Genomic DNA, 24,622 nt, shown 5'->3' on the forward strand with positions numbered 1-24,622 from the left:
CCTCTATGCCTGCTTCACAAGTTTGCCATAAATTTTTCAGCCAGTCCCTGAACTCTATTCATCAGTACCGTAAAAACGCCCTGCTCGATATGACCGTGGCCCTGACGCGTGGTGCTTCGCTTTCTCTTACCAGCATCGGCAGATACCTGCCAGGTCCCGCACGTGTTAAGCACAAGATTAAGCGTGTTGACCGGCACCTCAACAGCGACCTGATGTTCAGTGATATTCCCTCCGTCTACCAGCAGCTTGTATCCCGCCTCACACACAGCCTTTCAGTTTGTGTCATTGCCGTGGACTGGAGTGGCTATCCTTCATCAGAGCTCAGTGTTTTGCGGGCAAGCTTATTGTGTGATGGCAGAGCTATCCCTCTGATGAGTAAAGTCATTTCCTCCCGCTACCAGAACAACTCTGCCGTGCAAAATGCCTTTCTCGATCAGATGGCCGCCGCCATTGGCAAAGATAAGCAGGTCATTATCGTGACCGATGCGGGCTTTCGCAGCAGCTGGTTTCACCACATCCGCTCTCTGGGCTGGGATTTTGTCGGGCGAGTCAGGGGGAGCCTCTATTTTCAGGTCGTCGGGGACGAAGAGTGGCAGATGGCGCGGGATATTGCGTCATCAACAACGGCGCGCTATCTGGGATTCGGGCGACTGGCACGCAACGCCAGTCGTGACTGTCCGGGACATTTCTACACCGTGCATAAACGGGCGACAGGCAGGAAAGGCAGCCAGCATTACCCCAAAACAGACAGGATGTACCGTAAAAACGCACGTGAACCGTGGCTGCTTTTTACCAGTCTGATGGAATATAAGCCACGCGAGATAGTTAAAATTTATAGTCGCCGTATGCAGATAGAACAGAACTTCAGGGATGAAAAAAGCGAGCGTTATGGGCTGGGACTGCGGGTAAGTAAAAGTCGGGGAGAAAAACGACTTTCCGTGCTTTGCCTGGTTGCAGTTCTCTACAGCATCATCATATGGCTGACGGGTTATTACCTTGAAAGTAAGGGAATAAATCGATGGTTCCAGGCGAACAGCGAGAAATCACGCAGGGTGCTGTCGTATCTGACATTGAGTGAAAATGTCATCCGGCAGTCGCCGGGGCTCCTGTCGGGGATGAACCCCGACAGGGTATACGCCGATATAGCGAGGGTCTATCGAAACATCATCATGGTGTATTAATGATGTTTCTGGGGATCCCTCAGCCCGTCAGGGGCTTTTTTATTGCCAGTAGAAAACCGCATCCGCCGCGCGCGATCAGCAACAGATATTGGCTCTGGCTTGCACTCGCGCATGACGGGAAGATAATGCACGTTACGGGTTTTGATCGACCCTCTCACCACAAACCAATGCCGCCTTTATAGAGAGAAAGCGGATGTTTACGGGTGTGAAAGCGGTCTACTCGCCAAACACTTCATCCACCATCGCCGTCGCGATGCGTGACGCGGAACAGAGCCGCGGCATGCCCAGCGCCACCGTTTGCCAGCTCTGGGTGACAGACCAGCAGATCGGATGGCGTTCAGCATCACACCAGTCGCCAAGCCAGCCGAGTAAATCTTTATAATCCATCAATCCTGGCGTCGAAGGTGTCGCCAGCCATTGGTGATAGAAATGTCGGGTCGCCGGAGAAGCATTAATACCCTGCGCCAGAAAATCGGCAGCCATCGCGCGCAGATTATCTTTCAGCATTTTCGCCACGCCTTCATTCGCCAGGCGACAGGCATCACCAAACGCTCCCCAGCGCAACTCTTCCAGCGCGATATAGCAGCGCCCGGCCATCGACCAGCCGTTGTAATTCCCGGCGCGCCAGTGGGCAAAAACTTGTTCGCTATGATTTCCCGCCTGGACGGCCAGCCCGCGTTGAGTCAGCGCTTTCTCTTTCCACGCCGCGCGTTGGCTAAAATGGTCAACCAGCTCGTCATATTGCTGCAACGCGCCAGGCGTCGCGTTGGCAGGACGGCGCTCCGCTTGTTGCAACGCCGCCAGCCGCTCGGTAATGCGGGTTAATGCCAGATACCCCGGATCAAGCATGCTGGCCAGTTTTTCCGCCAGCCCCAGACGCAGCGCGTCGTTCTCATTTAATACGCCAGACATCGCCCACGGGCGCAGCTGCGTTTGCGCCATGATCTCCTGCGTCAGCCGCTCACGAAACAACTGCTGTTGAGGCACAATCGGCGTCTGGCGCGGCGCATCAACGCCCTGCACCAAATCCACGATAAATTTCGGGTGAATACACTCAAGTACGCGCCCCGGGCCGTCCAGTAGTCGATTTTTCATGGTAGATCTGCCGCGAAGAGGGTTTGTATATCATCGCGTAACAGGCGTGCGTCCTCATGGATCCAATTGGCTGTCCTGATACTCTGCTGCAACTGCTGGCGCAACGCCAACACTGACGACTCGTTCTGCTGTCGTATCGCCAGGCTGTCACGCAAACTTTCCTGTAGTCCCGCGAGACTTAACGAGAACTCGGCAAAAAATGTCGCCATTCCCGCCGTAACAGAAACATCGACCTGCGCGCTCAAAGCTTTACGAATTTGTTCACAAAAATGAGCAACATGGTCGATGAGTTTCTTATTTAACGCCGTAAGATCGATCACATAGCGGGTACGCGTGGCGACATAATCATCCCACCCCCAACTGGGGTTATTGAGCCAGCGCGACACGGTTTCCCGCATGCTGCCAGCGCGCGGCGCCTGACCGGCCGGCAAGTCTTGCGGCGCTATCACATTGGTAAACAGCGAACGGGCGTTAAAGTTGAGCGCGCTCGCCTGGAACGCCGGGAAACTGATACGGGCGCGAAAACCGGCGTGCGTGAGTTCCTCTTTAATGCGTGTTTCGATGGGGCGCATCGCATCGTTTAACGAGCGCGCCAGCGTATTTTCCAGCTCGTCGAAACGCTGTGCCAGCTCACGGCTGATGCGCTCCTGCGCCGCGACTAAAATCGTCTCGCACACCGAACGAATTTTACTGAGTGCGACCTGCGCCTGGCCTTCATTTTCCAGCACCAGTTGCCCCGGCGCGAAATGTTCATCAAAACGCAGGTCGGCATGGCTGTCTCTGACCATGGTCATTAACTGACCATCATGGAACCAGGCATCAATGGCTTCGACAATTTCAAATTGTTGGCCATGAATATAGATTTCGGCTGCGGCGAGCGCCTCTTCCACTTCGTGTTCAATTTCATCGCTAACACCTTCCTGGCTGCTACGCAGCAGCGCCATGTCCTCTTCCAGCCGGGAAATGTTTTGCTCCAGCTTTTCGTAGGCCACGGTTAATCCCTGATAGCGAAAATCAAGGTACTCGCGGGCGCTTTGGGTGTAGTTCAGCAGCTTATGCGACGCCGAACGCAGCGCATAAAGCGAGGCGTTTGCGTGTGCGGCATGCAGCAGTGTGCGAATCGGTTTTTCAAACAGCGAATCTTCCCACAGCAGATCGGCGGCGTGGCGGATATGCTCAATATCCTCTAAATCGGCGTTGCGCCAGCGGCGCCCGAGCGCAGCTTCGGCGAAATCCTGCACCCAACGCTGCTCTTGCGGATCCGGCAAACACCCCTGGTGCTGCAACTCGTGGCGGGCACGGTTCGCCAGATAACCCCACATTGAAGAAACGGGGAAAATCTGTGTCGGGTTAATGTTCCCTTTCATTAACGTACCGGAAATCAGCGCCTTCACCTGATCTTCATCGTCGCTGTTGCGATCTTTTTGATCGAATTTATTCACCAGCGCATACAACGGCACCGAACGGCCGACCGAGGAGATCGCGCGGCGCACTTCCTCATCAGAGATGGATTTAAGCTGTGTGTAGTCCATCACCGCCAGCACCGCCGAAGCGCGCGCCAGCTGCTCGTTGAGCATTTTTTGCAGATGTGGCTGCCCGGCTTCATTCGGCCCGGGGGTATCCAGCAGCGTCAGTTGGCCCAGTTGATTGTCCAGCCCGGCCAGATGCACAAACTCCACCTCAATCACCGGAATGTGTTCAATCGCCGCATACGCGGAAAATGGGAAGTCCACATCAAGCGCTTTGGACAGACGCACCAGATCATTGAGGCTTTTCAGGCAGTGGAAGATCGGCTGAGCACCCAGATAGTGCTTATCAAAAGCATCGCCTTGCGCAATACGATCCAGCAGCGCGGCCATGTCTTTATCGATTTCAATTTTTTGCGCCAGCTTTTCACGGTTGTAATTAAAAAGCCGCGTCTGAAGCTGTTGCGCAAGCGCGTCGATAGGCCCGACGTGAGAAAAGTGCAGCACCGGCTCTTTTTGACCAGGCGTATGGCGAATAAGAGTTGGCAGCGCTGTCATCGGCCGGTTGCGGTTGGGCAGCACTTCCGTGCCAACAATCGCGTTGATGGTGGTCGACTTTCCTGCCTTCATGGTACCGACAATCGCCAGCACCATTTCCAGCCGGGTAATTTTCCGTAATTCGTTATGCAGCGTCGCCTGCTGCGCTTCAACGCCGCGCGCGCTGAAATGCAACGGCAAAACATTGGCGTTTTCCGCCTTACCGGTAGCATTCGTCTCATCAAACGTCGCTGTCGGTATTTTTTTTAAAGCCTGGAGATTGTGCAAGGAAAGTTGCAACAATCTTTCTGCTTCCTGGCTTAATTCAAAAATTGTTTGTGTGTGCATGTTAAAAGTCTTTCCTTAACGCAAATTTTCTTACTTTTATTTAGCCGGAATGTTTTATTAGTGAAGTTTCGGCTTTTATAATTACGTGTGGAAAATATCTTCGAAAAGATAAACACCTGATGATACTCAGGAAAATATATAATTTGTTTCTCAAAAAATGACAGCAGCACAACTCCGGTGATAAAAACCAGAGAGTTTGAGCTTAGCTCATTTCTAAGAACAGCCAGGATATATCATCATTTATTTACCCACCCAATTTGAGAGGTAATAACCACCATTGCTGGTAGCGTAGCAGGCATGACAGTTCGGGTTCGAATTACACCAGATACTACACGCCACCTTATCTGAATTAGTAAATGCTGGCAATTTCCACCAGAAAATAATCTAAATAACTGGCATAAGCATTTACTCATTATGTTTCTGGGATAAGCATCGCTTAAGCGAATGACAGGTTATGTCACTACTATCACTTTTTTATGTTTTTTCTGAAAAAAATAATAACAACGGCAACTGTACGGTTTTGCTGTATAATCGCAGCCTTTCTGGCGCTGAGCCTTTGTGCGGTTTATCCCGCTCTGTATGTACTTTTGAGGAACTCCCTATGCAACTCCCCCACTGCCCTAAATGTAATTCCGAATACACCTATGAAGATAATGGCATGTTCATTTGCCCGGAATGCGCTCACGAGTGGAACGATGCGGAACCTGCTCACAATGCAGATGAATTAATCGTCAAAGATGCTAATGGCAATCTTTTAGCCGATGGTGATAGCGTCACCGTAATTAAAGACTTGAAAGTAAAAGGCAGTTCTTCAATGTTGAAGATCGGCACCAAGGTAAAAAATATTCGTCTGGTCGAAGGCGATCATAATATCGATTGTAAAATCGACGGTTTCGGTCCAATGAAACTCAAATCTGAATTTGTTAAAAAGAATTGATGTTTTGGCGGGGAGTTTTGTCTTCCCGCCTGGTTTACTTTTTCCCGCAACCGCTACACTTAATGGCAGATTTCGTTACCCGAGGTAATGATTATGCCGCTCAGTCCCTACATCTCTTTTTCTGGTCAGTGCCAGCAGGCCATCGAGTTTTACCAACAGGCACTCCATGCTGAATTAACCTATAAGATAACGTTTGGCGAAATGCCTAAATCCCCACAAGAGAGCAATAACGATGAAGGCTGTGCCGCTGGGCAGGCTTTTGCCGATAACGATATTGCCCATGCGAATTTACGCATTGCCGGTAGCGAAATAATGATGAGCGACGGCAGGCAAAACAGCGGGGATTACAGCGGTTTTACCTTAAGCCTCGCCACAGAGGATGTCGATCAGGGCAAAGCCTGGTTCGACGCGCTTGCCGCCGGCGGGCGCGTCACCATGCCGTGGCAGCAGACATTTTGGGCGCACGGCTTTGGCATGGTGACCGATAAATTCGGCATTCCCTGGATGGTGAATGTCGCCAAAGCACCACCCGCCGCGTAATCTCTTCATTTAACTTAATCTCTTCATTGAAAAAGGAGCCGTTGGCTCCTTTTCATTTTCATATCGCCACACGGCTTTACCCTGTTTGCCAAGATTCATCCTCGCGCAATCACCGCATAACCAAAATGCAACATTTGCACTTCACGATAAGACCACTTTTTACCTGGCCCGCGGAGCTACAATGAGCATGCACTTGTCCAGACATCCGACCAGTTACCCCACGCGCTATCAGGAAATTGCCGCAAGGTTAGAGCAGGAACTGCGCAGCAACTATCGCTGCGGCGACTGGCTGCCCGCAGAGCAGCAACTGGCTACGCGTTTTGAGGTTAACCGCCACACGCTGCGCCGCGCGATCGATCAACTGGTGGAAAAAGGCTGGGTACAGCGCCGCCAGGGCGTTGGCGTAATGGTGCTGATGCGCCCGTTCGATTACCCCCTCAATGCGCAGGCGCGTTTTAGTCAAAACCTGCTTGATCAAGGCAGCCACCCCACCAGCGAACGTCTGCTGGCGGTGCTACGCCCGGCGTCTCAACACGTCGCCGATGCGTTAGGTATCCAGGAGGGCGACAATGTGATTCACCTGCGCACTCGCCGCCGGGTGAATGGCGTGGCGCTGTGTCTTATCGATCACTACTTCTCCGACCTGCAGTTATGGCCGCTGCTGCAACAGTTTGATAGCGGTTCGCTGCACGACTTTTTACGTGAACAGGCCGGTGTCAGCCTGAAACGTACCCAGACGCGCATCAGCGCCCGCCGCGCACAAGTTAAAGAGAGCCGCTGGCTGGAAATCCCGAACATGGCGCCGCTGCTCTGCGTGCGCACCCTTAACCATCGTGAAGGCGAGGTCAACGCCACGGAATACTCCGTCAGCCTGACGCGCGCCGACATGATTGAATTCACCATGGAGCACTGAATGCATTTTGATACGCCAACCCGACAGCGCTGGATGGCCGCACTCGCGCACGCCACGCCGGAGATGCTGCGCGGCCGAATGCGCACGCTCGGACTCGCCCCGGAATATGAACAGGTGCGCGCCCCACAGACAGGCCTGGTGCAGATCCAGGCGCGCATGGGCGCGACCGGCGAGCGTTTCTTTCCGGGTGACGCCACATTAACACGCGCCGTTATTCGCCTTGAGTGCGGCACACTCGGTTTTAGCTGGGTGCTCGGGCGCGATAAAGGCCACGCCGAACGCTGCGCCGTCTGTGATGCGCTGTTGCAGGATCCTTCCTATTTCCAGACGTTAATGGAAACCCTTATTACCCCGCTGGAAGCTGACCGCGCCGCGCGACTTACTGCGCGCCAGGCTGAAGTCAACGCCAGCCGGGTCGACTTCTTTACGCTGGTTCGCGGAGATAACGCATGACCTTACAACCCGCTTTCGCGTCGGCGGTTCACGATGCGCAACACTGTTTTCGCCGTCTGTTAAAAGCCATGAGCGAGCCGGGCGTGATTGTCTCGTTGCCGCAGTTAAAACATGGCTGGCCGCCGCTCAACCCGGCCACCACCAGCGTGTTGCTGACGCTTGCCGATAACGACACGCCGATTTGGCTTTCCGCCGCCGTGGACAACGACATTGTGCGCCAGAACCTGCGCTTTCACACCAACGCGCCGCTGGTCGATCAACCGCAACAGTCGCTGTTCGCCATTGCCGACAGCACCCTCAGCGCCGAGCAACTGAGCGCGCTGCCGGGCGGCACGGATATCAGTCCGGAAAGCAGCGCGACCCTGATTTTACAGCTCCCGGCGCTGAGCGGCGGGCGCATGTTGCGCCTGACCGGGCCGGGCATTCTGGAAGAGCGCATGATTGCCCCGCAGTTGCCGGAGTGCATTACCGATGAGTTTACCGACCGTCCGCATTCGTTCCCGACAGGCATCGACGTGATCCTGACCTGTGGCGAACGCGCGCTGGCAATACCGAGAACCACGCTGGTGGAGGTGTACTGATGTACGTTGCTGTCAAGGGGGGCGAAAAGGCCATCGCTGCTGCCCACGCGTTGCAGGAGCATAAACGCCGTGGCGACGCGGAGCTCTCGGAGCTGAGCGTTGCACAAATTGCCGACCAGTTGCATCTGGCGGTCGACCGCGTGATGACCGAAGGAGGCATTGCCGATCGGGAACTGGCGGCGCTGGCGTTAAAACAGGCGAGCGGCGATAACGTCGAAGCCATCTTTCTGCTGCGCGCTTACCGCACCACGCTGCCGCGTCTGGCCGTGAGCGAACCCATCGACAGCGCGAAAATGCGTTTAGAACGCCGTATTTCGGCGGTTTACAAAGATATTCCCGGTGGCCAGTTGCTTGGCCCCACTTACGATTACACCCATCGCCTGCTCGATTTTACCCTGCTCGCCGAAGGCGAAACGCCGACGCTCACCACGCGCGAAGCGCAGCAGGACGCCGCCCCGCACGTGTTCAGTTTGCTGGTCAATGAAGGGCTGGCAAAAGCCGAAGAAGATAGCGGCGCAACCCCGGACGACATTACCCGTAATCCGCCGGTTTACCCCTGTTCGCGCTCCTCACGTTTGCAGCAACTGGCGCGCGGCGATGAGGGTTACTTACTGGCGCTGGCCTACTCCACTCAGCGCGGCTACGGTCGTAACCACCCGTTTGCCGGTGAGATCCGCAGCGGGTATATCGATGTGGAAATTGTGCCGGAAGAGCTGGGTTTTGCGGTCAACGTCGGCGAATTGCTGATAACCGAATGCGAAATGGTCAATGGCTTTGTCGCTCCGCATGATGAGCCGCCACACTTTACCCGCGGCTACGGGCTGGTGTTCGGCATGAGCGAACGCAAAGCGATGGCGATGGCGCTGGTCGACCGCGCTCTGCAAGCCGCCGACTACGGTGAGCCGATAAAAAGCCCGGCGCAGGATGAAGAGTTTGTGCTGGCGCACGCGGATAACGTTGAAGCGGCGGGTTTTGTCTCGCACCTGAAACTCCCCCACTACGTTGATTTCCAGGCCGAACTGGATTTGCTCAGACAGCTGCAACAGGAGAAACACCGTGGCTAACGCGCTGACCGGTTACAACTTTGCTTTTCTTGATGAGCAAACCAAACGCATGATCCGCCGCGCGCTGCTGAAAGCGGTGGCGATCCCCGGTTACCAGGTGCCGTTTGGCGGACGCGAAATGCCGATGCCCTATGGCTGGGGCACCGGCGGTATTCAGCTCACCGCCAGCGTGATCGGCGAAGATGACGTGCTGAAAGTGATCGACCAGGGCGCGGACGATACCACCAACGCCGTCTCTATTCGCCAGTTCTTTACCCGCGTTACCGGCGTGGAAACCACCGAGCGCACCGCTGAAGCCACGCTGATTCAGACACGTCACCGCATTCCCGAAACGCCGCTCAAAGAAGATCAAATTCTGATTTACCAGGTGCCGATCCCGGAACCGCTGCGCTTTATCGAGCCGCGCGAGACAGAAACCCGCACCATGCACGCGCTGGAAGAGTATGGCGTCATGCAGGTGAAGCTGTACGAAGATATTGCCCGTTTCGGCAATTTCACCACCCGTTATGCATGGCCGGTCAAAGTGAACGCCCGCTACGTGATGGACCCGTCACCAATTCCGGCGTTCGATAACCCGAAAATGCACATGATGCCCGCCCTGCAACTATTTGGCGCCGGGCGCGAAAAACGGATCTACGCCGTGCCGCCCTACACGCAGGTGGTGAGCCTCGATTTTGAGGATTACCCCTTCGCGCCGCAAAAGTGGGATCAGCCGTGCGCTATTTGTGGTTCAACCCACAGCTACCTCGATGAAGTGGTGCTGGATGATACCGGCACGCGCATGTTTGTCTGCTCCGACACCGATTTCTGCCGCCAACAGAGCGAGGCTTTACGCAAATGACCCAACCGCTGCTTTCGGTGACTCACCTTTCTCATCTCTATGCGCCAGGCAAGGGTTTTCAGGACGTCTCGTTCGATTTGTGGCCAGGCGAAGTACTGGGCATTGTCGGCGAATCCGGCTCTGGCAAAACCACGCTGCTGAATGCCATTTCGGCGCGTCTGGTGCCGCAACACGGCACCATCACTTACCAGGCGCGCGACCTCTACGCGATGAGCGAAGCCGAACGCCGCCGCTTGCTGCGCACCGAGTGGGGCGTAGTCCATCAGCATCCGCTGGATGGTCTGCGCCGCCAGGTTTCCGCCGGCGGCAATATCGGCGAACGTCTGATGGCGACCGGAGCGCGCCATTACGGCGATATCCGTGACCGTGCTGAGCAGTGGCTCAGCGATGTCGAGATCCCGCCCTCGCGCATTGACGACCTGCCGACCACCTTTTCCGGTGGCATGCAGCAGCGTCTGCAAATCGCCCGTAACCTGGTCACTCGCCCGAAACTGGTGTTTATGGATGAGCCCACCGGCGGGCTGGATGTTTCCGTCCAGGCGCGTTTGCTCGACCTGCTGCGCGGCCTGGTGGTGGAGATGAACCTTGCCGTGGTTATGGTAACCCATGATTTGGGCGTTGCGCGGCTGCTGGCGAACCGCTTGCTGGTGATGAAACAAGGTCAGGTGGTGGAAAGTGGGTTAACCGATCGGGTGCTCGACGATCCACACCACCCTTACACCCAATTGCTGGTCTCCTCGGTATTGCAAAATTAAGGAGTGGATGATGACTGTTTTGCGTGTGGAAAATGTCAGCAAGACCTTTGTCCTGCATCACCAAAACGGCGTGCGCCTGCCGGTGCTGCGCGAAACATCGCTCAGCGTCGGGGCCGGTGAATGTGTGGTGCTGCATGGCCATTCCGGCAGTGGGAAATCGACTCTGCTGCGCTCGCTGTACGCCAACTACCTGCCCGACGCCGGACATATTCATGTCAAACATGGCGATGAATGGGTGGATTTAGTGCAGGCGCCGGCGCGTAAAGTACTGGAAGTACGCCGTCACACTATTGGCTGGGTCAGCCAGTTTTTACGCGTTATTCCCCGCGTTAGCGCGCTGGATGTGGTGATGCAGCCGCTGCTGGAACAGGGCATTGCCCGCGAACAGTGCGCGCAAAAAGCGGGTGAGCTGCTCACCCGGCTGAATGTGCCGGAACGCTTGTGGCATCTCGCTCCCGCGACCTTTTCTGGCGGAGAGCAGCAGCGCGTCAATATCGCGCGCGGGTTTATTGTCGATTACCCGATTCTGCTGCTCGATGAACCTACCGCTTCGCTGGATGAGAAAAACAGCGCCGCTGTCGTTGAATTGATCGCACAAGCAAAAGCGCGCGGCGCAGCGATTGTCGGCATCTTTCACGATGGCGCCGTCCGGGAACATGTCGCCGACCGCCTCTACCCGATGGGGATCTCCGCATGATTATCAACAATGTAAAACTGATCCTCGAAGATGAGGTGATCAGCGGCTCGCTGGAAGTTCGTGACGGCGTGATTCGTGCTTTTGCCGAAACCCAAAGCCGCCAGCCCGGCGCGCATGACGGCGACGGCGGCTGGCTGATGCCGGGGCTTATTGAGCTGCATACGGATAACCTGGATAAGTTCTTCACCCCGCGCCCGAAAGTGGACTGGCCCGCCCATTCCGCAATGAGCAGCCACGACGCGCTGATGGTTGCCAGCGGGATTACGACGGTGCTGGATGCGGTAGCGATTGGCGATGTACGCGACGGCGGCGACCGGCTGGAGAATCTGGAAAAGATGATCAATGCCGTGGAGGATTCGCAAAAACGCGGGCTGAACCGCGCGGAGCACCGCCTGCACCTGCGCTGTGAACTGCCGCACCACACCACTCTGCCGCTGTTTGAAAAACTGGTTGGTCGCGAGCCGGTTGCGCTGGTGTCGCTGATGGACCACTCGCCAGGACAGCGCCAGTACGCCAGCTATGAGAGGTATCGTGAATATTATCAGGGTAAATATCACCTCACCGATGAGCAGATGGATCAGTTCGAGCAGGAGCAACTGGCGCTCGCCGCGCAGTGGTCGCAGCCCAACCGGTTAGCCATCGCCGCTATATGCAATGCGCGTAATCTGCCGCTTGCCAGCCACGATGATGCAACGCGCGAGCATGTTGTCGAATCGCACCAGCTCGGCAGCGTGATTGCGGAATTCCCGACCACTTTCGCGGCGGCGGAAGCCTCGCGTGATCATGGATTAAGCGTGCTGATGGGTGCGCCCAATATCGTGCGCGGCGGTTCCCACTCCGGCAACGTGGCGGCACATAAACTGGCGCAGCTTGGCATGCTGGATATTTTGTCGTCCGATTACTACCCCGCCAGCCTGCTGGATGCAGTGTTTCGCGTAGCCAGCGATGAAGAGAATGATTTCAGCCTCGAGAAAGCGGTTCACCTGGTGACCAAAAACCCGGCGCAGGCGCTGAATCTTAACGATCGCGGCGTGATTGCCGAAGGGAAGCGGGCGGATCTGGTGCTGGCACACCACAAAGGCGACCACGTACGCATTGATCATGTCTGGCGCGAGGGGAAAAGGGTGTTCTGATGGGCAGACTGATCTGGTTAATGGGGCCGTCCGGCGCAGGCAAAGACTCGCTGCTGGCGGCGCTGCGCCAGCGAGAGCATCCGCAATTACTGGTCGCGCACCGCTACATTACTCGCCCGGCCAGCGCCGGGAGCGAAAACCATATCGCATTGAGCGAAAAAGAGTTTTTCACTCGTGCCGAGCAGCATCTGTTTACGCTGAGCTGGCATGCCAACGACTTTTATTACGGCATTGGCGCAGAGATAGACCTCTGGCTCAACGCCGGGTTTGATGTGGTGGTAAACGGTTCGCGCGGGCATCTGCAGCAGGCGCAAACGCAATATGGCGACACGCTGATGCCAGTGTACGTGCAGGTTTCACCAGGTATTTTGCGCCAGCGTCTGGAAAAACGCGGGCGAGAGAGTGCCGCAGAGATTGAAGCGCGGCTGGAACGCGCGGCGCGTTACCAGCCGGGTAATTGCCTGACGCTGAATAACGACGGCAGTTTGCTACAGTCAGTAGAAGGACTGGTCATGCTGATTCGTGCGCAACAAGGGAAAAGCGCGTAATGATGTCGGCGTAGCGTTGCTGCGCCGGTTACGTTGACTCAACCGTTAAAGCGAGGCGCTATGAGCCTGACAATTACCCTTACCGGCACCGGCGGCGCACAACTGGTGCCGGTTTTTGGTTGCGACTGCGCCGCCTGCAGCCGCGCCCGTCAGAATGAAACCCATCGCCGTAAACCCTGTAGCGCCGTCGTGAAGTTTAACGACGCAGTGACCTTACTCGACGCCGGTATCCCCGATCTGATGGATACCTTTCCCGCCGGTCACTTTCAACAGTTCCTGCTTACCCACTATCACATGGATCATGTGCAAGGGCTGTTTCCGTTGCGCTGGGGCGTGGGCGAGAAAATTCCGGTCTATGGCCCGCCGGATGAACAAGGTTGCGACGATCTGTTTAAGCACCCCGGCCTGCTCGATTTCAGCCATACCGTTGAACCGTTTGTGGTGTTTGATTTGCAAGGTTTACAGGTGACGCCGCTGCCGCTGAACCATTCGAAACTCACCTTTGGCTATTTGTTCGAATCGGCGCACAGCCGGGTGGCGTGGCTGTCGGATACTGCGGGGTTACCGGATAAAACGCTAAAGTTTTTGCTCAATAATCATCCGCAAGTGGTGGTGATAGATTGTTCTTATGAACCGCGTACGCAAACACCGAAAAATCACTGCGATTTGAACACGGTTATCGCCCTGAATGAGGTGATTGGCTGTCCAAGAGTTATCCTAACGCATATCAGTCATGTCTTTGATCAATGGATGATGAAAAACCCGCTGCCGGCGGGGGTTGAAGCAGGGTATGATGGCATGCGGATTGTGCTGGATTAGACCGCGTAATACCGATATATTCGTCGCATCTTTTCCGGTGGAAGCGGAATAAGCAGACGCAGCCTGTAAAGAGGTCGTTTGAGGGATTAAGCGTACAGACTCGAAGCAAAAAAAGTTGTTGCGCATAACGCAACGGGGTCTTACTTACCCGCGTGTGACCAGGCAGTTATTAGCACATCGCGGCTTTGACAGAGTATTGAGCTTGCCATGAATGTGCTTTTTATTTGTAGCCGAAACCAGTGGCGCAGCCCCACGGCTGAGCAGGTTTTTCGCCGCTACCCGGGGCTAAATGCCCGTTCCGCTGGCACGCAGCGCCAGGCGAGAAAAACCGTTTCCCCCGCCATTCTCTCCTGGGCGGATGTTATCTGCGTCATGGAAGAACATCACAAAAGCCGGATTCTGGAAGACTTCAGCCGCCTGGTGCAGCATAAACCGGTTTACGTGCTGGATATTCCTGACCATTACCATTTTATGGATCCGCAACTGGTCGCGTTGCTGGAAGATGTTGTTCCGGCGCGTTTAGGTTTGCGCATCCCTGCGTAGCCGCGTTAACGATAATCATCGTCTTCCAGCCTGCGCTGTTCATCTTCCAGCTGGCGCCGCTCGCGATCGAGCTGGCGCTGGCGGTCATCCAGTTGACGACGCCGGTCCTCAAGCTGCTGATAACGGTCGTCATACTGTCTGCGCTGGTCGCGGCTTTGGTAGTCATCATCGCGCCTGTCATCGCGGCTATCTGTGTTATACGCCTCGCCAATCGCCCGCTGGATATTACCAATCGCATCATCAATCATATCCGCGTGGGCAACCTGACCACTGAGTAAGAGAGCGCCGAGCACCAGCGCATTCGTGTAACGTTTCATAAAGGCCAGCCTCAAATAGGGACGAGGCTTACGTTAATTCAGCCACGCGCGCACCGGGTAGCGGAGGAATCTCAAATCCACTATGCCGCAATGCGCCGCAGCGCCTGGGCGAGCTGTACGCGGGTAAACGGTTTGCGCAACAGTTCAACATCCGGCAACGCAGGGTTATGCGCCGGGCGCAGATCCTGACCGCTTATCAGCAATAGCGGCAGTTGCGGATAGTGCTGGCGCGCAAGGTTAATCACTTCCGCCCCGCTTAGCGTTCCGGGCAACATCAGGTCGCTAATCAGCGCGCCAATCTCCGGCGACGCGCTCAGCAGTTGCAACGCCTGCTCGCCGCTCTCGGCCTCCAGCGTTAAATACCCCAGCTCATGCAGCTGTTCACACAGCGTCTGGCGGACATCTGCTTCATCTTCCAGCACCAGGATCAGCGTGTCGCGGGTATCACGCGTTTGCGCCAAATCCGGCTCGGGGTGATTGACCACCTGCACCGCCGCGCGTGGCAGTTGCAAACGCACCGTGGTGCCCTGCCCTGGCGCGCTTTCAATCTCTACCCGTCCGCCGGACTGGCGGACAAAGCCGTAAACCATCGACAGCCCTAACCCGCTGCCGCTGCCGGTCTGCTTGGTGGTGAAGAACGGTTCAAACACCTGCGCTTTGACCTCTTGCGACATTCCGCAGCCGTGATCCACCACTTCCAGCGCCACCATATCCTGCTTGCGCCCGTCGCTGCGGGTGACACGCTGGTTCCAGGTGCGCACTTTGATAACCCCGCTTTGTCCTTCCATGGCATCGCGGGCGTTCATCACCAGGTTGATGATGGCGTTTTCCAGTTGCCCGACGTCGATCCACGCAGGCCACGCCGGGTTCTGCGCCTCAATCTCCAGCGTCAACGTCGCCGGCAGGGAGTGGCGCATCAGCTCGCCGAGGTTTTCCAGCAGCGGCTGCATCTCTACTGCGTGCGGATGCAGCGACTGTTTACGCGAAAACGCCAGCAAGCGCTGCGTGAGCAACGCCCCGCGCTCGGCGGCTTTCAGCGCCCGCGAAATGCGCGGCGCATCCGGCGAACCCGGTGCGACCAGTTCGAGGCTACCGATGATCACCGCCAGCAGGTTGTTAAAGTCGTGCGCCAGCCCGCCGGTCAGTTGCCCGACCGCTTTCATCTTCTGGCTGTGCAACAATTCAGCTTCCAGCCCTTTGCGCTCGGTTCGGTCCAGCACCACATTAACCATCCCACGCCCCGGCACCGGGCTGAAGCGCAGCTCAATAGTGCGGTCATCTGCCAGCCGCAGCTCCTGGGGTTTCGGCAGCGGGCGCGCCAGATTCTCCTGCACGTGACCGGGTAAATCACTCACCTGGTGCAGCAAACGCTGATAATGCTGCCCGCGCTGGAGCGCATCGGCGGTTAACCCCAGCAGCAGCGGATATTGCGGGTTCCACACCACCAGGCAGCCCTGGTTATCAAACAGGGCAAAGCCGTCGCGCATGGCGTGAAACGTGGTTTCCAGTTGCGTACTTTTCTCTTTCAGCAGCTTTGAGGTGTGCTCAAGCGAAGCAGTATTACGAGCGAAGACGTTAAACGCCCGCGCCAGCTCGCCCAGTTCATCACGCCGCTGCAAACCCGGTACAGAAACGTCCTTTTCACCGTGCGCCAGCCGCGACATCGCGCGCGAAATCGCGGTTAAATTAGACCCCAGGTTACGGTAGATATACCAACCGGCAAAGCCGGTGATCACCAGCGCCAGCAGCGCGAAAACGCTGATAAACGCAATGATGGACCGCATCTCCTGATGGCTCTGGGTGGTGCGCAGTTCCGAGGCGTTCGCCACTTCCGAGACATACTGGTTAATGTCGCTGTTGAGTAGCGCCACCAGCGCTTTGATGTGAAACATCGACCAGCTGATCGCCAGATCGCTCTCTTCCAGTTGCAGCGACAGTGGCTCCAGTTTGCGCAACTCTGCGCTGAAATCGGGCAGGATAAACGCCACCGTTGGGCTGGCGCTTTGTAGCGGTAATGCCGCCATCACCTCAGACAGCTGTTTGATGGTCGGGCGCGGGGAAGGCGTTTGAATGGCGGCAATGATGAGCCGGTCCATCTCTTCCAGCAGGCGGCTGTCGGGGATATTTCCTCCTTCCCGCGTATTTATCTCCTGTAAATGGCGCAAGTAGCTTTGGCTCTGGTAGAGCGAACTGAGCAGTGCATTACGCTCCAGGTGACGGTGCTGCCCGCGTTGCAGCATCTCGGTGACGCTTTGCTGCAACTCATGGCTGCGCCGCGTGATCTGCGCCACCAGCTGCGGCTCCAGTTGCGCCAACGGCGCGTTCGCAAGCTGGTTAAGCGAATGTTGTAGCGCACTTTGCGTCGCTTTCAGCCGCTCGGCTTCTCCTTTGTACTCCAGCGCGCCGACCACCTGCGACAAACGCACCGCCGCCGTGGCGACGTTGGCGGTATCGCGCGCCAGGTTCATGCTGCCGGTCATATCGTCCAGCGTCTGCTGCTGCACCTGTTCCTGAATCTGGCTGGCATGGCGAAAGCCGAACACCGCCACGCCGCACACCATTAAGGTTACCGCCACCACTAACACATTAAAAAACAGCAGCCGCCCACGGGCGCTGGAAAAGAACGGATTCGCGCGATACGGCATAGTGGCTCCACAAGAGGCTCAACGCGGTTATGTGGCGTCACTATGACAAATATGAACAGCTTCTGACATTGTGCATTTACGAACGTGTGATGAAGTGCCGATATCGTCCTTCCGAGGAGCCTGACATGAGCACAACGCCCGTTCTGGAGATGCGCAACATTGCCAAAGCGTTTGGCAAGTTTTATGCGCTCAAAGGGGTGGACCTGACGGTCTGGCCCGGCGAGATCCACGCGCTGATGGGGGAAAACGGCGCGGGGAAAAGCACGTTAATGAAAATCCTTGCCGGGGCGTACAGCGCCACCAGCGGCGAGATCCTGATTGACGGTAAGCCTTACAGTATCAAAGGCCCGAAAGACGCACTGGCAGCGGGCATCACCTTGATTTACCAGGAGATGCAGCTCGCGCCCAATCTTACCGTCGCCGAAAACATTTTTCTCGGCAGCGAAATCGCCCGTGGCGGGCTGGTGCAGCGCAAAGAGATGGCCGCGCAAGCCCAGGCGGTGATCGATCGCCTTGGCGCAAATTTCAAAGCCACCGACCGGGTGATGACATTAACCATCGCTGAACAACAGCAGGTGGAGATCGCCCGCGCATTGCATCGCAACAGCCGCATTCTGGTGATGGATGAGCCCACCGCCGCCCTCTCCTCGCGTGAAACTCACCGCCTGTTCGAACTGATCCTGCGCCTGCGCGATCAAGGGATGGCGATTATCTACATCAGCCACCGCATGGCGGAGGTGTATGAGCTTTCCGATCGCGTCAGCGTGCTGCGCGACGGGCAGTATGTCGGCAGCCTGACCCGCGACCAACTGAACGCCTCCGAACTGGTCCGCATGATGGTCGGGCGACCGCTCAGCGATCTGTTTAACAAAGAGCGCGATATTCCGCTCGGCAACCCGCGTCTAAGCATTCACCACCTGACCGATAACGAAAAGATCCAGCCGGTCAGTTTGCATGTCCGCGCCGGGGAGATCGTCGGTCTCGCCGGGCTGGTTGGTGCGGGGCGATCGGAACTGGCGCAGCTCATCTTCGGCGTGCGTAAAGCCACCGGCGGCATGATCGAAGTGGATGGCGAACCAGTGGTGATCCACTCCCCGCGCGCCGCCATTGATTTGGGCATCGGTTTTTTGACCGAGAACCGCAAAGAGCAAGGGCTGTTTCTCGAACTGGCGGCGCAGGAGAACATCACCATGGCGACGCTTGAGCGCGACGCCGCCTGGGGAATGCTCGATCGCAAAAAAGCGCAGTCGATCTCCGATGATGCCATCAAGCTGCTCAACATCCGCGTACCGCACGCGCAAGTACGGGCGGGCGGGCTTTCCGGCGGTAACCAACAAAAACTGCTGATCTCGCGCTGGGTGGCGATTGGCCCGCGCATTTTGATCCTCGACGAGCCAACACGCGGTGTCGATGTCGGCGCGAAAAGCGAGATCTACCGGATCATGAACCAGATGGCGCGCAAAGGCGTGGCGATCCTGATGATCTCCAGTGAGTTACCGGAAGTGGTCGGCATGAGCGATCGCGTATATGTGATGCGCGAAGGCGAGATTGCCGGAGAGTTACTCAACGGCGACATCACCCAGGAAAACATCATGACGCTGGCGACCGGCGTTAACGAATCCCTACACCCGGCGGTACACCATGACTGATTCCAAAGACAATACAGCCACAGAGGTCGTCAAATCGGCCTCCGCCAAGAAGATGTTGATGGGCGATCTGATGCAAACGGTCGGCATCTTGCCGATTTTGATCCTCATCGTCGCCGTGTTTGGCTTTATCGCACCGAACTTCTTTACCGAAAGCAATTTGCTGAATATCACCCGCCAGGCGTCGATCAACATTGTGCTGGCGGCAGGGATGACCTTCATCATTCTGACCGGCGGCATCGACCTGTCTGTCGGTTCGATTCTGGGCACCACGGCAGTGGCAGCCATGGTGGTGTCGTTGATGCCGGAGCTCGCCATGCTGTCGGTGCCGGCGGCGCTGATGCTTGGCCTGGTGCTGGGGTTATTTAACGGTGTGCTGGTCGCGTTCGCCGGGTTACCGCCGTTTATTGTCACGCTCGGCACTTACACCGCGCTGCGCGGTGCGGCCTATCTGCTGGCTGACGGCACCACGGTTATCAACTCCGACATCAGTTTTGAGTGGATCGGCAATAACTACCTCGGCCCGGTGCCGTGGCTGGTGGTGATCGCGCTGGCGGTAATTGCGGTGTGCTGGTTCATTCTGCGCCGCACCACGCTTGGCGTTCATATTTACGCGGTGGGCGGCAACATGCAGGCCGCTCGCCTGACCGGCATCAAAGTGTGGCTGGTTTTACTGTTCGTCTATGGCATGAGCGGGTTGCTTTCCGGTCTTGGCGGGGTGATGAGCGCCTCGCGCTTGTACAGCGCCAACGGCAACCTCGGCATGGGCTATGAGCTGGACGCCATCGCGGCGGTGATCCTCGGCGGCACCAGCTTTGTCGGCGGCATTGGCACCATCACCGGCACGCTGGTGGGGGCGCTGATTATCGCCACCTTAAACAACGGGATGACGCTGATGGGCGTCTCCTACTTCTGGCAATTGGTGATCAAAGGGGCGGTGATCATCATAGCGGTGCTGATCGACAAATACCGTACCCGGCATCATCAGGCAGCATAACAATACCCTACAAAACAGCAACATAAGTGAGGATTACAGCATGCGTCTTAAACCTCTTGTCACTGCGCTCTGCGCGGGTGCTCTGCTGGCAAGCGCCCCGTTCGCGCAGGCCAAAGAACTGAAGTCCATCGGCGTCACGGTGGGCGATCTGGCGAACCCCTTCTTCGTGCAAATCACCAAAGGGGCGGAGCTGGAAGCGCGCAAACTGGCGGGCGATAAGGTCAAAGTCACGCTGGTTTCCAGCGGCTACGATCTGGGTCAGCAAGTGGCGCAAATCGATAACTTTATCGCCGCCAAAGTCGACATGATCATCCTCAACGCCGCGGATTCCAAAGGTATCGGCCCGGCGGTGAAACGGGCGAAAGACGCCGGGATCGTCGTCGTGGCGGTTGACGTGGCGGCGGAAGGCGCTGACGCCACCATCACCTCCGATAACACCCAGGCAGGCGAAATGGCGTGTAAATACATCACCGATCGTCTGAAAGGCAAAGGCAATGTGGTGATCATCAACGGGCCACCGGTTTCCGCCGTGCAGAACCGTGTCGAAGGTTGCCAGACCGAGTTTAAACGCCACCCGGACATCAAGGTGCTTTCCGATAACCAGAACGCCAAAGGCAGCCGTGAAGGCGGGCTGGAAGTGATGACCTCACTGCTTGCCGCTAACCCGAAAATCGACGGCGTGTTTGCGATTAACGATCCAACCGCGATCGGCGCCGATCTGGCCGCTAAACAGGCGCAACGCAACGAGTTCTTTATTGTTGGCGTCGACGGCAGCCCGGACGGTGAGGAGGCGCTGAAACGTAAGAACTCGCTGTTTGTCGCCACCCCGGCGCAGGATCCACAAGTGATGGCCGCCCGCGCGGTGGAAATTGGCTATGACATCCTGCAAGGTAAACCCGCGCCGAAAGCGCCGGTGCTGATCCCGGTGACCATGATCGATAAACAGAATGTGGGTAGCTACAAAGGCTGGACGGTGAAATAGCGGTTTATCCCTCTCCCGCAAGGGAGGGGGAGCGCCAACACAGGGGATACCATGAAACGCTCCGCCATTAATGAGATTCTCGGCCATACACGACAGTTCTTCTCGATGCACGATGTGCATCTGCCTCCTTTTGCCAGTTTTCCACCGACCAAATGGCAACAGCTGGACAGAGAGGCCTGGCGCGAAGTGTTCGATCTGAAGTTAGGCTGGGATGTCACCGCCTTCGGCAGTTCGAATTTCTACGCCCAGGGACTGACGCTGTTTACGCTGCGCAACGGCTCGCCCAACGGCGCGCCCTATGAAAAATGTTATGCGGAAAAGATCATGCACGTGCGCGACGCGCAGGTGACACCGATGCATTTTCACTGGCGCAAGCGCGAGGACATCATTAATCGCGGCGGCGGTAATTTAATTATTGAACTGTGGAACGCCGGAGCGAATGACGAAACGCTCAACACCGACGTTACCGTGGTCATTGATGGCTGCATTCAGACACACGCGGCGGGCAGCCAGCTGCGCCTCTCACCAGGGGAAAGTATTTGCCTGCCACCGGGGCTGTATCACAGCTTCTGGGGCGAACCCGGCTTCGGCGATGTGCTGGTCGGGGAAGTGTCGTCGGTGAATGATGACGAACATGACAACCACTTCCTGAACGCCATGGATCGCTACAACAACGTTCTGGAAGACGAACCGGCGCTGCTGGTGCTGTGCAACGAGTATCATCTGTTTCTGAGCTAAAGGAGTTTGCTATGCCGCTGATTTCTCTTGCCGAAGGCCTGGCGCATGCCCGCGAACATCACTACGCCCTGGGCGCGTTCAACGTGCTCGACTCCCACTTTTTGCGCGCCTTGTTCGCCGCCGCGAAGCAGGAGCGATCGCCGTTTATCATCAATATCGCCGAAGTGCATTTTAAGTACATCTCGCTGGACTCGCTGGTCGAAGCGGTGAAATTCGAAGCCGCCCGCAGTGACATTCCGGTGGTACTCAATCTCGACCACGGCCTGCATTTTGAATCGGTGGTGCGTGCCTTGCGGCTCGGCTTTAGCTCGGTGATGTTCGATGGCTCCACGCTGGAGTACGAAGAGAATATTCGCCAGACGCGGGAAGTGGTGAAGATGTGCCACGCGGTGGGCGTTTCCGTTGAAGCCGAGCTGGGTGCGGTGGGCGGCGATGAAGGCGGTGCGTTGTACGGTCACGCCGATGAAGCCTGTTTCACCGATCCGGCGCTGGCGCGGGATTTTGTGGATCGCACTGGCATCGATACGCTGGCGGTCGCCATTGGCAATGCGCACGGCAAGTACAAAGGCGAACCGAAACTTGATTTTGAGCGCCTTGACGCCATTCGCCAGCAAACCGGCCTGCCGCTGGTGCTGCACGGCGGTTCCGGCATCAGCGATGACGATTTCCGCCGCGCCATCTCGCTCGGCATTCATAAGATCAATTTCTACACCGGCATGTCGCAAGCCGCACTGGGCGCCATTGAGCAGCGCATGGGCAACCGCCAGCCGCTGTACGACGAGTTCGCGCAGCTCTTGCTCAGTGTTGAAGAAGCCATTACCGATACCGTCGCCGGGCAGATGCGCATCTTTGGCAGCGCGGGGCAACTGTGATGGAACGTAAAGGGGTTATCGCCGCCGGAAATATGCTGGTCGATCATGTCCACCAGATTGTGCAGTGGCCGGAGCGCGGCTGGCTGGCGGAAATCACCCACAGCGAGCGCTCCACCGGCGGTGCGCCGCTAAATGTGTTGCTGACGCTGGCGAAAATGCACGTTGGCCTGCCGCTACAGGCGGTCGGGCTGGTGGGCGAAGACAGCGACGGCGATTATATTCTGGCGATGCTGGAGCAGTACCACGTCAACCGCCAGCATGTGCAGCGCGCAACGTCTGCACCGACGTCGATGTCGCAGGTGATGACCGACCCTTCCGGTCAGCGCACCTTTTTCCACTCGCCGGGTGCGAACCGTCTGCTGGATTTGTCTGCCTTTGACGGGCTGGATGACAGCATGAAGATTTTCCATCTCGGCTATTTGCTGCTGCTCGACAGCCTTGATAAAGCGGATGAGGAGTTTGGCACCCGCAGCGCGCGTCTGCTGGCGCAAATGCGCGAACTGGGCTTTGAAACGTCGCTGGATTTAGTGTCGCGCAAGGGCGATCCACGTTATCAACCGCTGGTGCTGCCCTGCTTGCCGCACCTCGATTACCTGGTGATCAACGAACTGGAAGCGGGCGAATTCAGCGGACTGGCAATGCGCACTGCCGACGACGGGCCGTATATCGACAATATCGCTCGCGCGGCGGCAAAACTGCTGGCGGCGGGCGTAAAACAGCGGGTGGTGATCCACTGCCCGGAAGGCGCCTGGGGTGAAACGCCCGGCGAAGCGGGCAACTGGGTGCCTTCGCGGATGCTGAGCCAGGCCGAAATTATTGGCAGCGTGGGGGCGGGAGACGCCTTTTGCGCCGGGTTTTTATATGGCTGCCACGAAAGCTGGCCGCTGCAAAAAAGCATCCTGCTGGCACATGCCTGCGCGCGCGCCAGCCTGCTGTGCGCCAACGCCATTGACGGCGCGAAAACGCTGGACGCGTTATTACAGGAGTGCTGAGGCTCAGGCGGCTTTATCGCCGTGAGAAACGTCAGCGGCAAACACGTAGCCAAGCCCGCGCAAGGTTTTGATCAACGCGGGTTGGTGGGGATTGGTTTCGATTTTGCGGCGCAGGCGCATAATCAACACGTCAATGGTACGGTCAAACACATCGACGCTTTCGCTATGCGTTAGCTCCAGCAACTGTTCGCGATTCAGTACCCGACGCGCGTTTTGCACCAGCGCCAGCAATAAACTGTACTCCCCTTGCGTCAACGCCACACTCTGCTGCTGCGGGTTAAACAGCTCGCAGCGCTCAGGATCGAGATGCCAGCCGTTAAAGACAAACCCCGGCGTTTTGATGGCACTGGCTTCCGCCGCCAGCACGCCGGTACGTCGCAATACGGCTTTGACGCGCGCGACCAGCACACGCGCGTTGAATGGCTTGCCAATGTAGTCATCGGCACCCATTTCCAGGCCGACCACCACATCTGATTCGCTGCCAAGCCCGGTGAGCATCACCACTGGCAGCGACGGGCGCAGTTTTTGCAACTGCTGTAACACCTGCAAGCCGTTGATATCTGGCAACATCATATCCAACAGCACCAGCGCGATATCCGCATGCTGCGCACAGAGGTTTACCGCATCGCGCCCGTTATGGCAGGCGTAGACCGTAAAGACGTGCTCGTTGAGCACATCTTCCAGCAGTGAACATACCGCCGTATCGTCATCTACAACCAGAATCGCAGGTTTCATTGTCCGCTTCCGCCAGGCTTCGTTTGCTCATTCTGGCTCATTCTGTTGGCTGCGATTGATAAATGCAGCGACTAAATGCCGGATTTTTAACCGGGGTCACATCCCCCCCACCTTTCGACACGTCACTTTTGACGATGACCTGCGTTTCGTCAGTATTTTGACCAAATATCCGCCGTAATATCAGTGAATACCCCCAGCAACACTGTGGCATAGAAGATGCATAATCGGGGGCGATATTCTTAACTGG

General features: G+C 56.9%; 25 protein-coding genes. 20 read left to right on the forward strand and 5 right to left on the reverse strand.

Annotated features, from left to right (window positions below; all coding sequences use genetic code 11):
- Nucleotides 1-5 precede the first annotated feature (5 nt).
- Nucleotides 6-1,181, forward strand: a complete 1,176-nt coding sequence (locus ACFX4U_RS16915) for an IS4 family transposase (protein WP_086872639.1) — start codon at nt 6-8, stop codon at nt 1,179-1,181.
- Nucleotides 1,182-1,397: 216 nt separating this feature from the next.
- Here the strand turns inward: ACFX4U_RS16915 and ACFX4U_RS16920 are convergent, their stop codons facing one another.
- Together ACFX4U_RS16920 and crfC are read right to left on the reverse strand one after the other, a co-directional pair.
- Complete coding sequence (locus ACFX4U_RS16920) at nt 1,398-2,276, reverse strand: diguanylate cyclase regulator RdcB family protein (RefSeq protein WP_305737321.1); 879 nt, start codon at nt 2,274-2,276, stop codon at nt 1,398-1,400.
- Nucleotides 2,273-4,627: a clamp-binding protein CrfC gene (gene crfC / locus ACFX4U_RS16925; protein WP_305737322.1), complete on the reverse strand. Its 2,355-nt coding sequence runs from the start codon at nt 4,625-4,627 to the stop codon at nt 2,273-2,275. The genes ACFX4U_RS16920 and crfC overlap by 4 nt, the downstream gene beginning before the upstream one ends.
- A gap of 601 nt (nt 4,628-5,228) precedes the next feature.
- Between crfC and ACFX4U_RS16930 the strand changes: the two genes are divergently transcribed.
- From ACFX4U_RS16930 to ACFX4U_RS16990, 13 genes are all read left to right on the forward strand, one after another.
- Nucleotides 5,229-5,564 (forward strand): zinc ribbon domain-containing protein YjdM, encoded by a 336-nt coding sequence (locus tag ACFX4U_RS16930; RefSeq protein WP_313507946.1) that lies wholly within the window; start codon nt 5,229-5,231, stop codon nt 5,562-5,564.
- Between the two features lie 93 nt (nt 5,565-5,657).
- On the forward strand, nt 5,658-6,104 hold the full coding sequence (yjdN, locus tag ACFX4U_RS16935) for a VOC family metalloprotein YjdN (protein WP_313507886.1): 447 nt from the start codon (nt 5,658-5,660) through the stop codon (nt 6,102-6,104).
- Nucleotides 6,105-6,291: 187 nt separating this feature from the next.
- Nucleotides 6,292-7,017 carry a phosphonate metabolism transcriptional regulator PhnF gene (gene phnF, locus ACFX4U_RS16940; protein WP_044489777.1) on the forward strand — a complete coding sequence of 242 codons (726 nt, stop codon included), beginning with the start codon at nt 6,292-6,294 and terminating at the stop codon, nt 7,015-7,017.
- A complete protein-coding gene (gene phnG / locus ACFX4U_RS16945) occupies nt 7,018-7,470 on the forward strand; it encodes a phosphonate C-P lyase system protein PhnG (protein ID WP_313507888.1) in 453 nt (150 codons plus the stop codon).
- Nucleotides 7,467-8,051 carry a phosphonate C-P lyase system protein PhnH gene (gene phnH, locus ACFX4U_RS16950; RefSeq protein ID WP_313507889.1) on the forward strand — a complete coding sequence of 195 codons (585 nt, stop codon included), beginning with the start codon at nt 7,467-7,469 and terminating at the stop codon, nt 8,049-8,051. The genes phnG and phnH overlap by 4 nt, the downstream gene beginning before the upstream one ends.
- Complete coding sequence (locus ACFX4U_RS16955; protein ID WP_313507890.1) at nt 8,051-9,115, forward strand: carbon-phosphorus lyase complex subunit PhnI; 1,065 nt, start codon at nt 8,051-8,053, stop codon at nt 9,113-9,115. The genes phnH and ACFX4U_RS16955 overlap by 1 nt, the downstream gene beginning before the upstream one ends.
- Entirely contained in the window at nt 9,108-9,956 is an 849-nt protein-coding gene (locus ACFX4U_RS16960) for an alpha-D-ribose 1-methylphosphonate 5-phosphate C-P-lyase PhnJ (RefSeq protein ID WP_200552076.1), read from the forward strand. Before ACFX4U_RS16955 ends, ACFX4U_RS16960 begins: the two co-directional genes overlap by 8 nt.
- The gene (gene phnK, locus ACFX4U_RS16965; RefSeq protein ID WP_045511855.1) at nt 9,953-10,711 is read left to right on the forward strand and encodes a phosphonate C-P lyase system protein PhnK; all 759 of its coding nucleotides are present in this window, start codon (nt 9,953-9,955) and stop codon (nt 10,709-10,711) included. Before ACFX4U_RS16960 ends, phnK begins: the two co-directional genes overlap by 4 nt.
- A 10-nt stretch (nt 10,712-10,721) precedes the next feature.
- The gene (gene phnL / locus ACFX4U_RS16970; RefSeq protein ID WP_020456185.1) at nt 10,722-11,408 is read left to right on the forward strand and encodes a phosphonate C-P lyase system protein PhnL; all 687 of its coding nucleotides are present in this window, start codon (nt 10,722-10,724) and stop codon (nt 11,406-11,408) included.
- A complete protein-coding gene (gene phnM / locus ACFX4U_RS16975) occupies nt 11,405-12,541 on the forward strand; it encodes an alpha-D-ribose 1-methylphosphonate 5-triphosphate diphosphatase (RefSeq protein ID WP_313507891.1) in 1,137 nt (378 codons plus the stop codon). Before phnL ends, phnM begins: the two co-directional genes overlap by 4 nt.
- Complete coding sequence (gene phnN, locus ACFX4U_RS16980) at nt 12,538-13,089, forward strand: ribose 1,5-bisphosphokinase (RefSeq protein ID WP_305737659.1); 552 nt, start codon at nt 12,538-12,540, stop codon at nt 13,087-13,089. Before phnM ends, phnN begins: the two co-directional genes overlap by 4 nt.
- 60 nt (nt 13,090-13,149) lie before the next feature.
- A complete protein-coding gene (phnP, locus tag ACFX4U_RS16985; RefSeq protein WP_313507892.1) occupies nt 13,150-13,908 on the forward strand; it encodes a phosphonate metabolism protein PhnP in 759 nt (252 codons plus the stop codon).
- 207 nt (nt 13,909-14,115) lie between these two features.
- Nucleotides 14,116-14,451, forward strand: a complete 336-nt coding sequence (locus ACFX4U_RS16990) for a low molecular weight protein tyrosine phosphatase family protein (protein WP_017459508.1) — start codon at nt 14,116-14,118, stop codon at nt 14,449-14,451.
- A 5-nt stretch (nt 14,452-14,456) separates the two neighbouring features.
- Here ACFX4U_RS16990 and yjdP read toward each other — a convergent pair whose 3' ends face one another.
- Nucleotides 14,457-14,768, reverse strand: coding sequence for a DDRRRQL repeat protein YjdP (gene yjdP, locus ACFX4U_RS16995; RefSeq protein WP_313507893.1), 312 nt, complete (start codon nt 14,766-14,768; stop codon nt 14,457-14,459).
- A gap of 80 nt (nt 14,769-14,848) precedes the next feature.
- Nucleotides 14,849-17,413, reverse strand: coding sequence for an ATP-binding protein (locus tag ACFX4U_RS17000; RefSeq protein WP_313507894.1), 2,565 nt, complete (start codon nt 17,411-17,413; stop codon nt 14,849-14,851).
- A gap of 125 nt (nt 17,414-17,538) precedes the next feature.
- Between ACFX4U_RS17000 and ACFX4U_RS17005 the strand changes: the two genes are divergently transcribed.
- Genes ACFX4U_RS17005 through ACFX4U_RS17030 form a run of 6 tightly spaced genes read left to right on the forward strand, consistent with a single transcriptional unit; the run spans nt 17,539 to nt 23,640 of the window.
- Nucleotides 17,539-19,062 (forward strand): sugar ABC transporter ATP-binding protein, encoded by a 1,524-nt coding sequence (locus ACFX4U_RS17005; protein WP_313507895.1) that lies wholly within the window; start codon nt 17,539-17,541, stop codon nt 19,060-19,062.
- On the forward strand, nt 19,055-20,056 hold the full coding sequence (locus ACFX4U_RS17010; RefSeq protein ID WP_313507896.1) for a ribose ABC transporter permease: 1,002 nt from the start codon (nt 19,055-19,057) through the stop codon (nt 20,054-20,056). The genes ACFX4U_RS17005 and ACFX4U_RS17010 overlap by 8 nt, the downstream gene beginning before the upstream one ends.
- A 40-nt stretch (nt 20,057-20,096) precedes the next feature.
- The gene (locus tag ACFX4U_RS17015; protein WP_017459503.1) at nt 20,097-21,038 is read left to right on the forward strand and encodes an ABC transporter substrate-binding protein; all 942 of its coding nucleotides are present in this window, start codon (nt 20,097-20,099) and stop codon (nt 21,036-21,038) included.
- 51 nt (nt 21,039-21,089) lie between these two features.
- On the forward strand, nt 21,090-21,776 hold the full coding sequence (locus ACFX4U_RS17020; protein WP_200552068.1) for a D-lyxose/D-mannose family sugar isomerase: 687 nt from the start codon (nt 21,090-21,092) through the stop codon (nt 21,774-21,776).
- Between the two features lie 11 nt (nt 21,777-21,787).
- The gene (locus tag ACFX4U_RS17025) at nt 21,788-22,648 is read left to right on the forward strand and encodes a ketose 1,6-bisphosphate aldolase (RefSeq protein ID WP_200552067.1); all 861 of its coding nucleotides are present in this window, start codon (nt 21,788-21,790) and stop codon (nt 22,646-22,648) included.
- Nucleotides 22,648-23,640, forward strand: coding sequence for a carbohydrate kinase family protein (locus ACFX4U_RS17030; protein ID WP_313507947.1), 993 nt, complete (start codon nt 22,648-22,650; stop codon nt 23,638-23,640). Before ACFX4U_RS17025 ends, ACFX4U_RS17030 begins: the two co-directional genes overlap by 1 nt.
- Nucleotides 23,641-23,643: 3 nt before the next feature.
- Here ACFX4U_RS17030 and ACFX4U_RS17035 read toward each other — a convergent pair whose 3' ends face one another.
- Complete coding sequence (locus ACFX4U_RS17035) at nt 23,644-24,375, reverse strand: response regulator transcription factor (RefSeq protein ID WP_313507897.1); 732 nt, start codon at nt 24,373-24,375, stop codon at nt 23,644-23,646.
- Between the last annotated feature and the right edge of the window lie 247 nt (nt 24,376-24,622).

This window comes from Kosakonia sp. YIM B13588 (assembly GCF_042788165.1).
GTDB classification, from domain to species: Bacteria; Pseudomonadota; Gammaproteobacteria; order Enterobacterales; family Enterobacteriaceae; genus Kosakonia; species Kosakonia sacchari.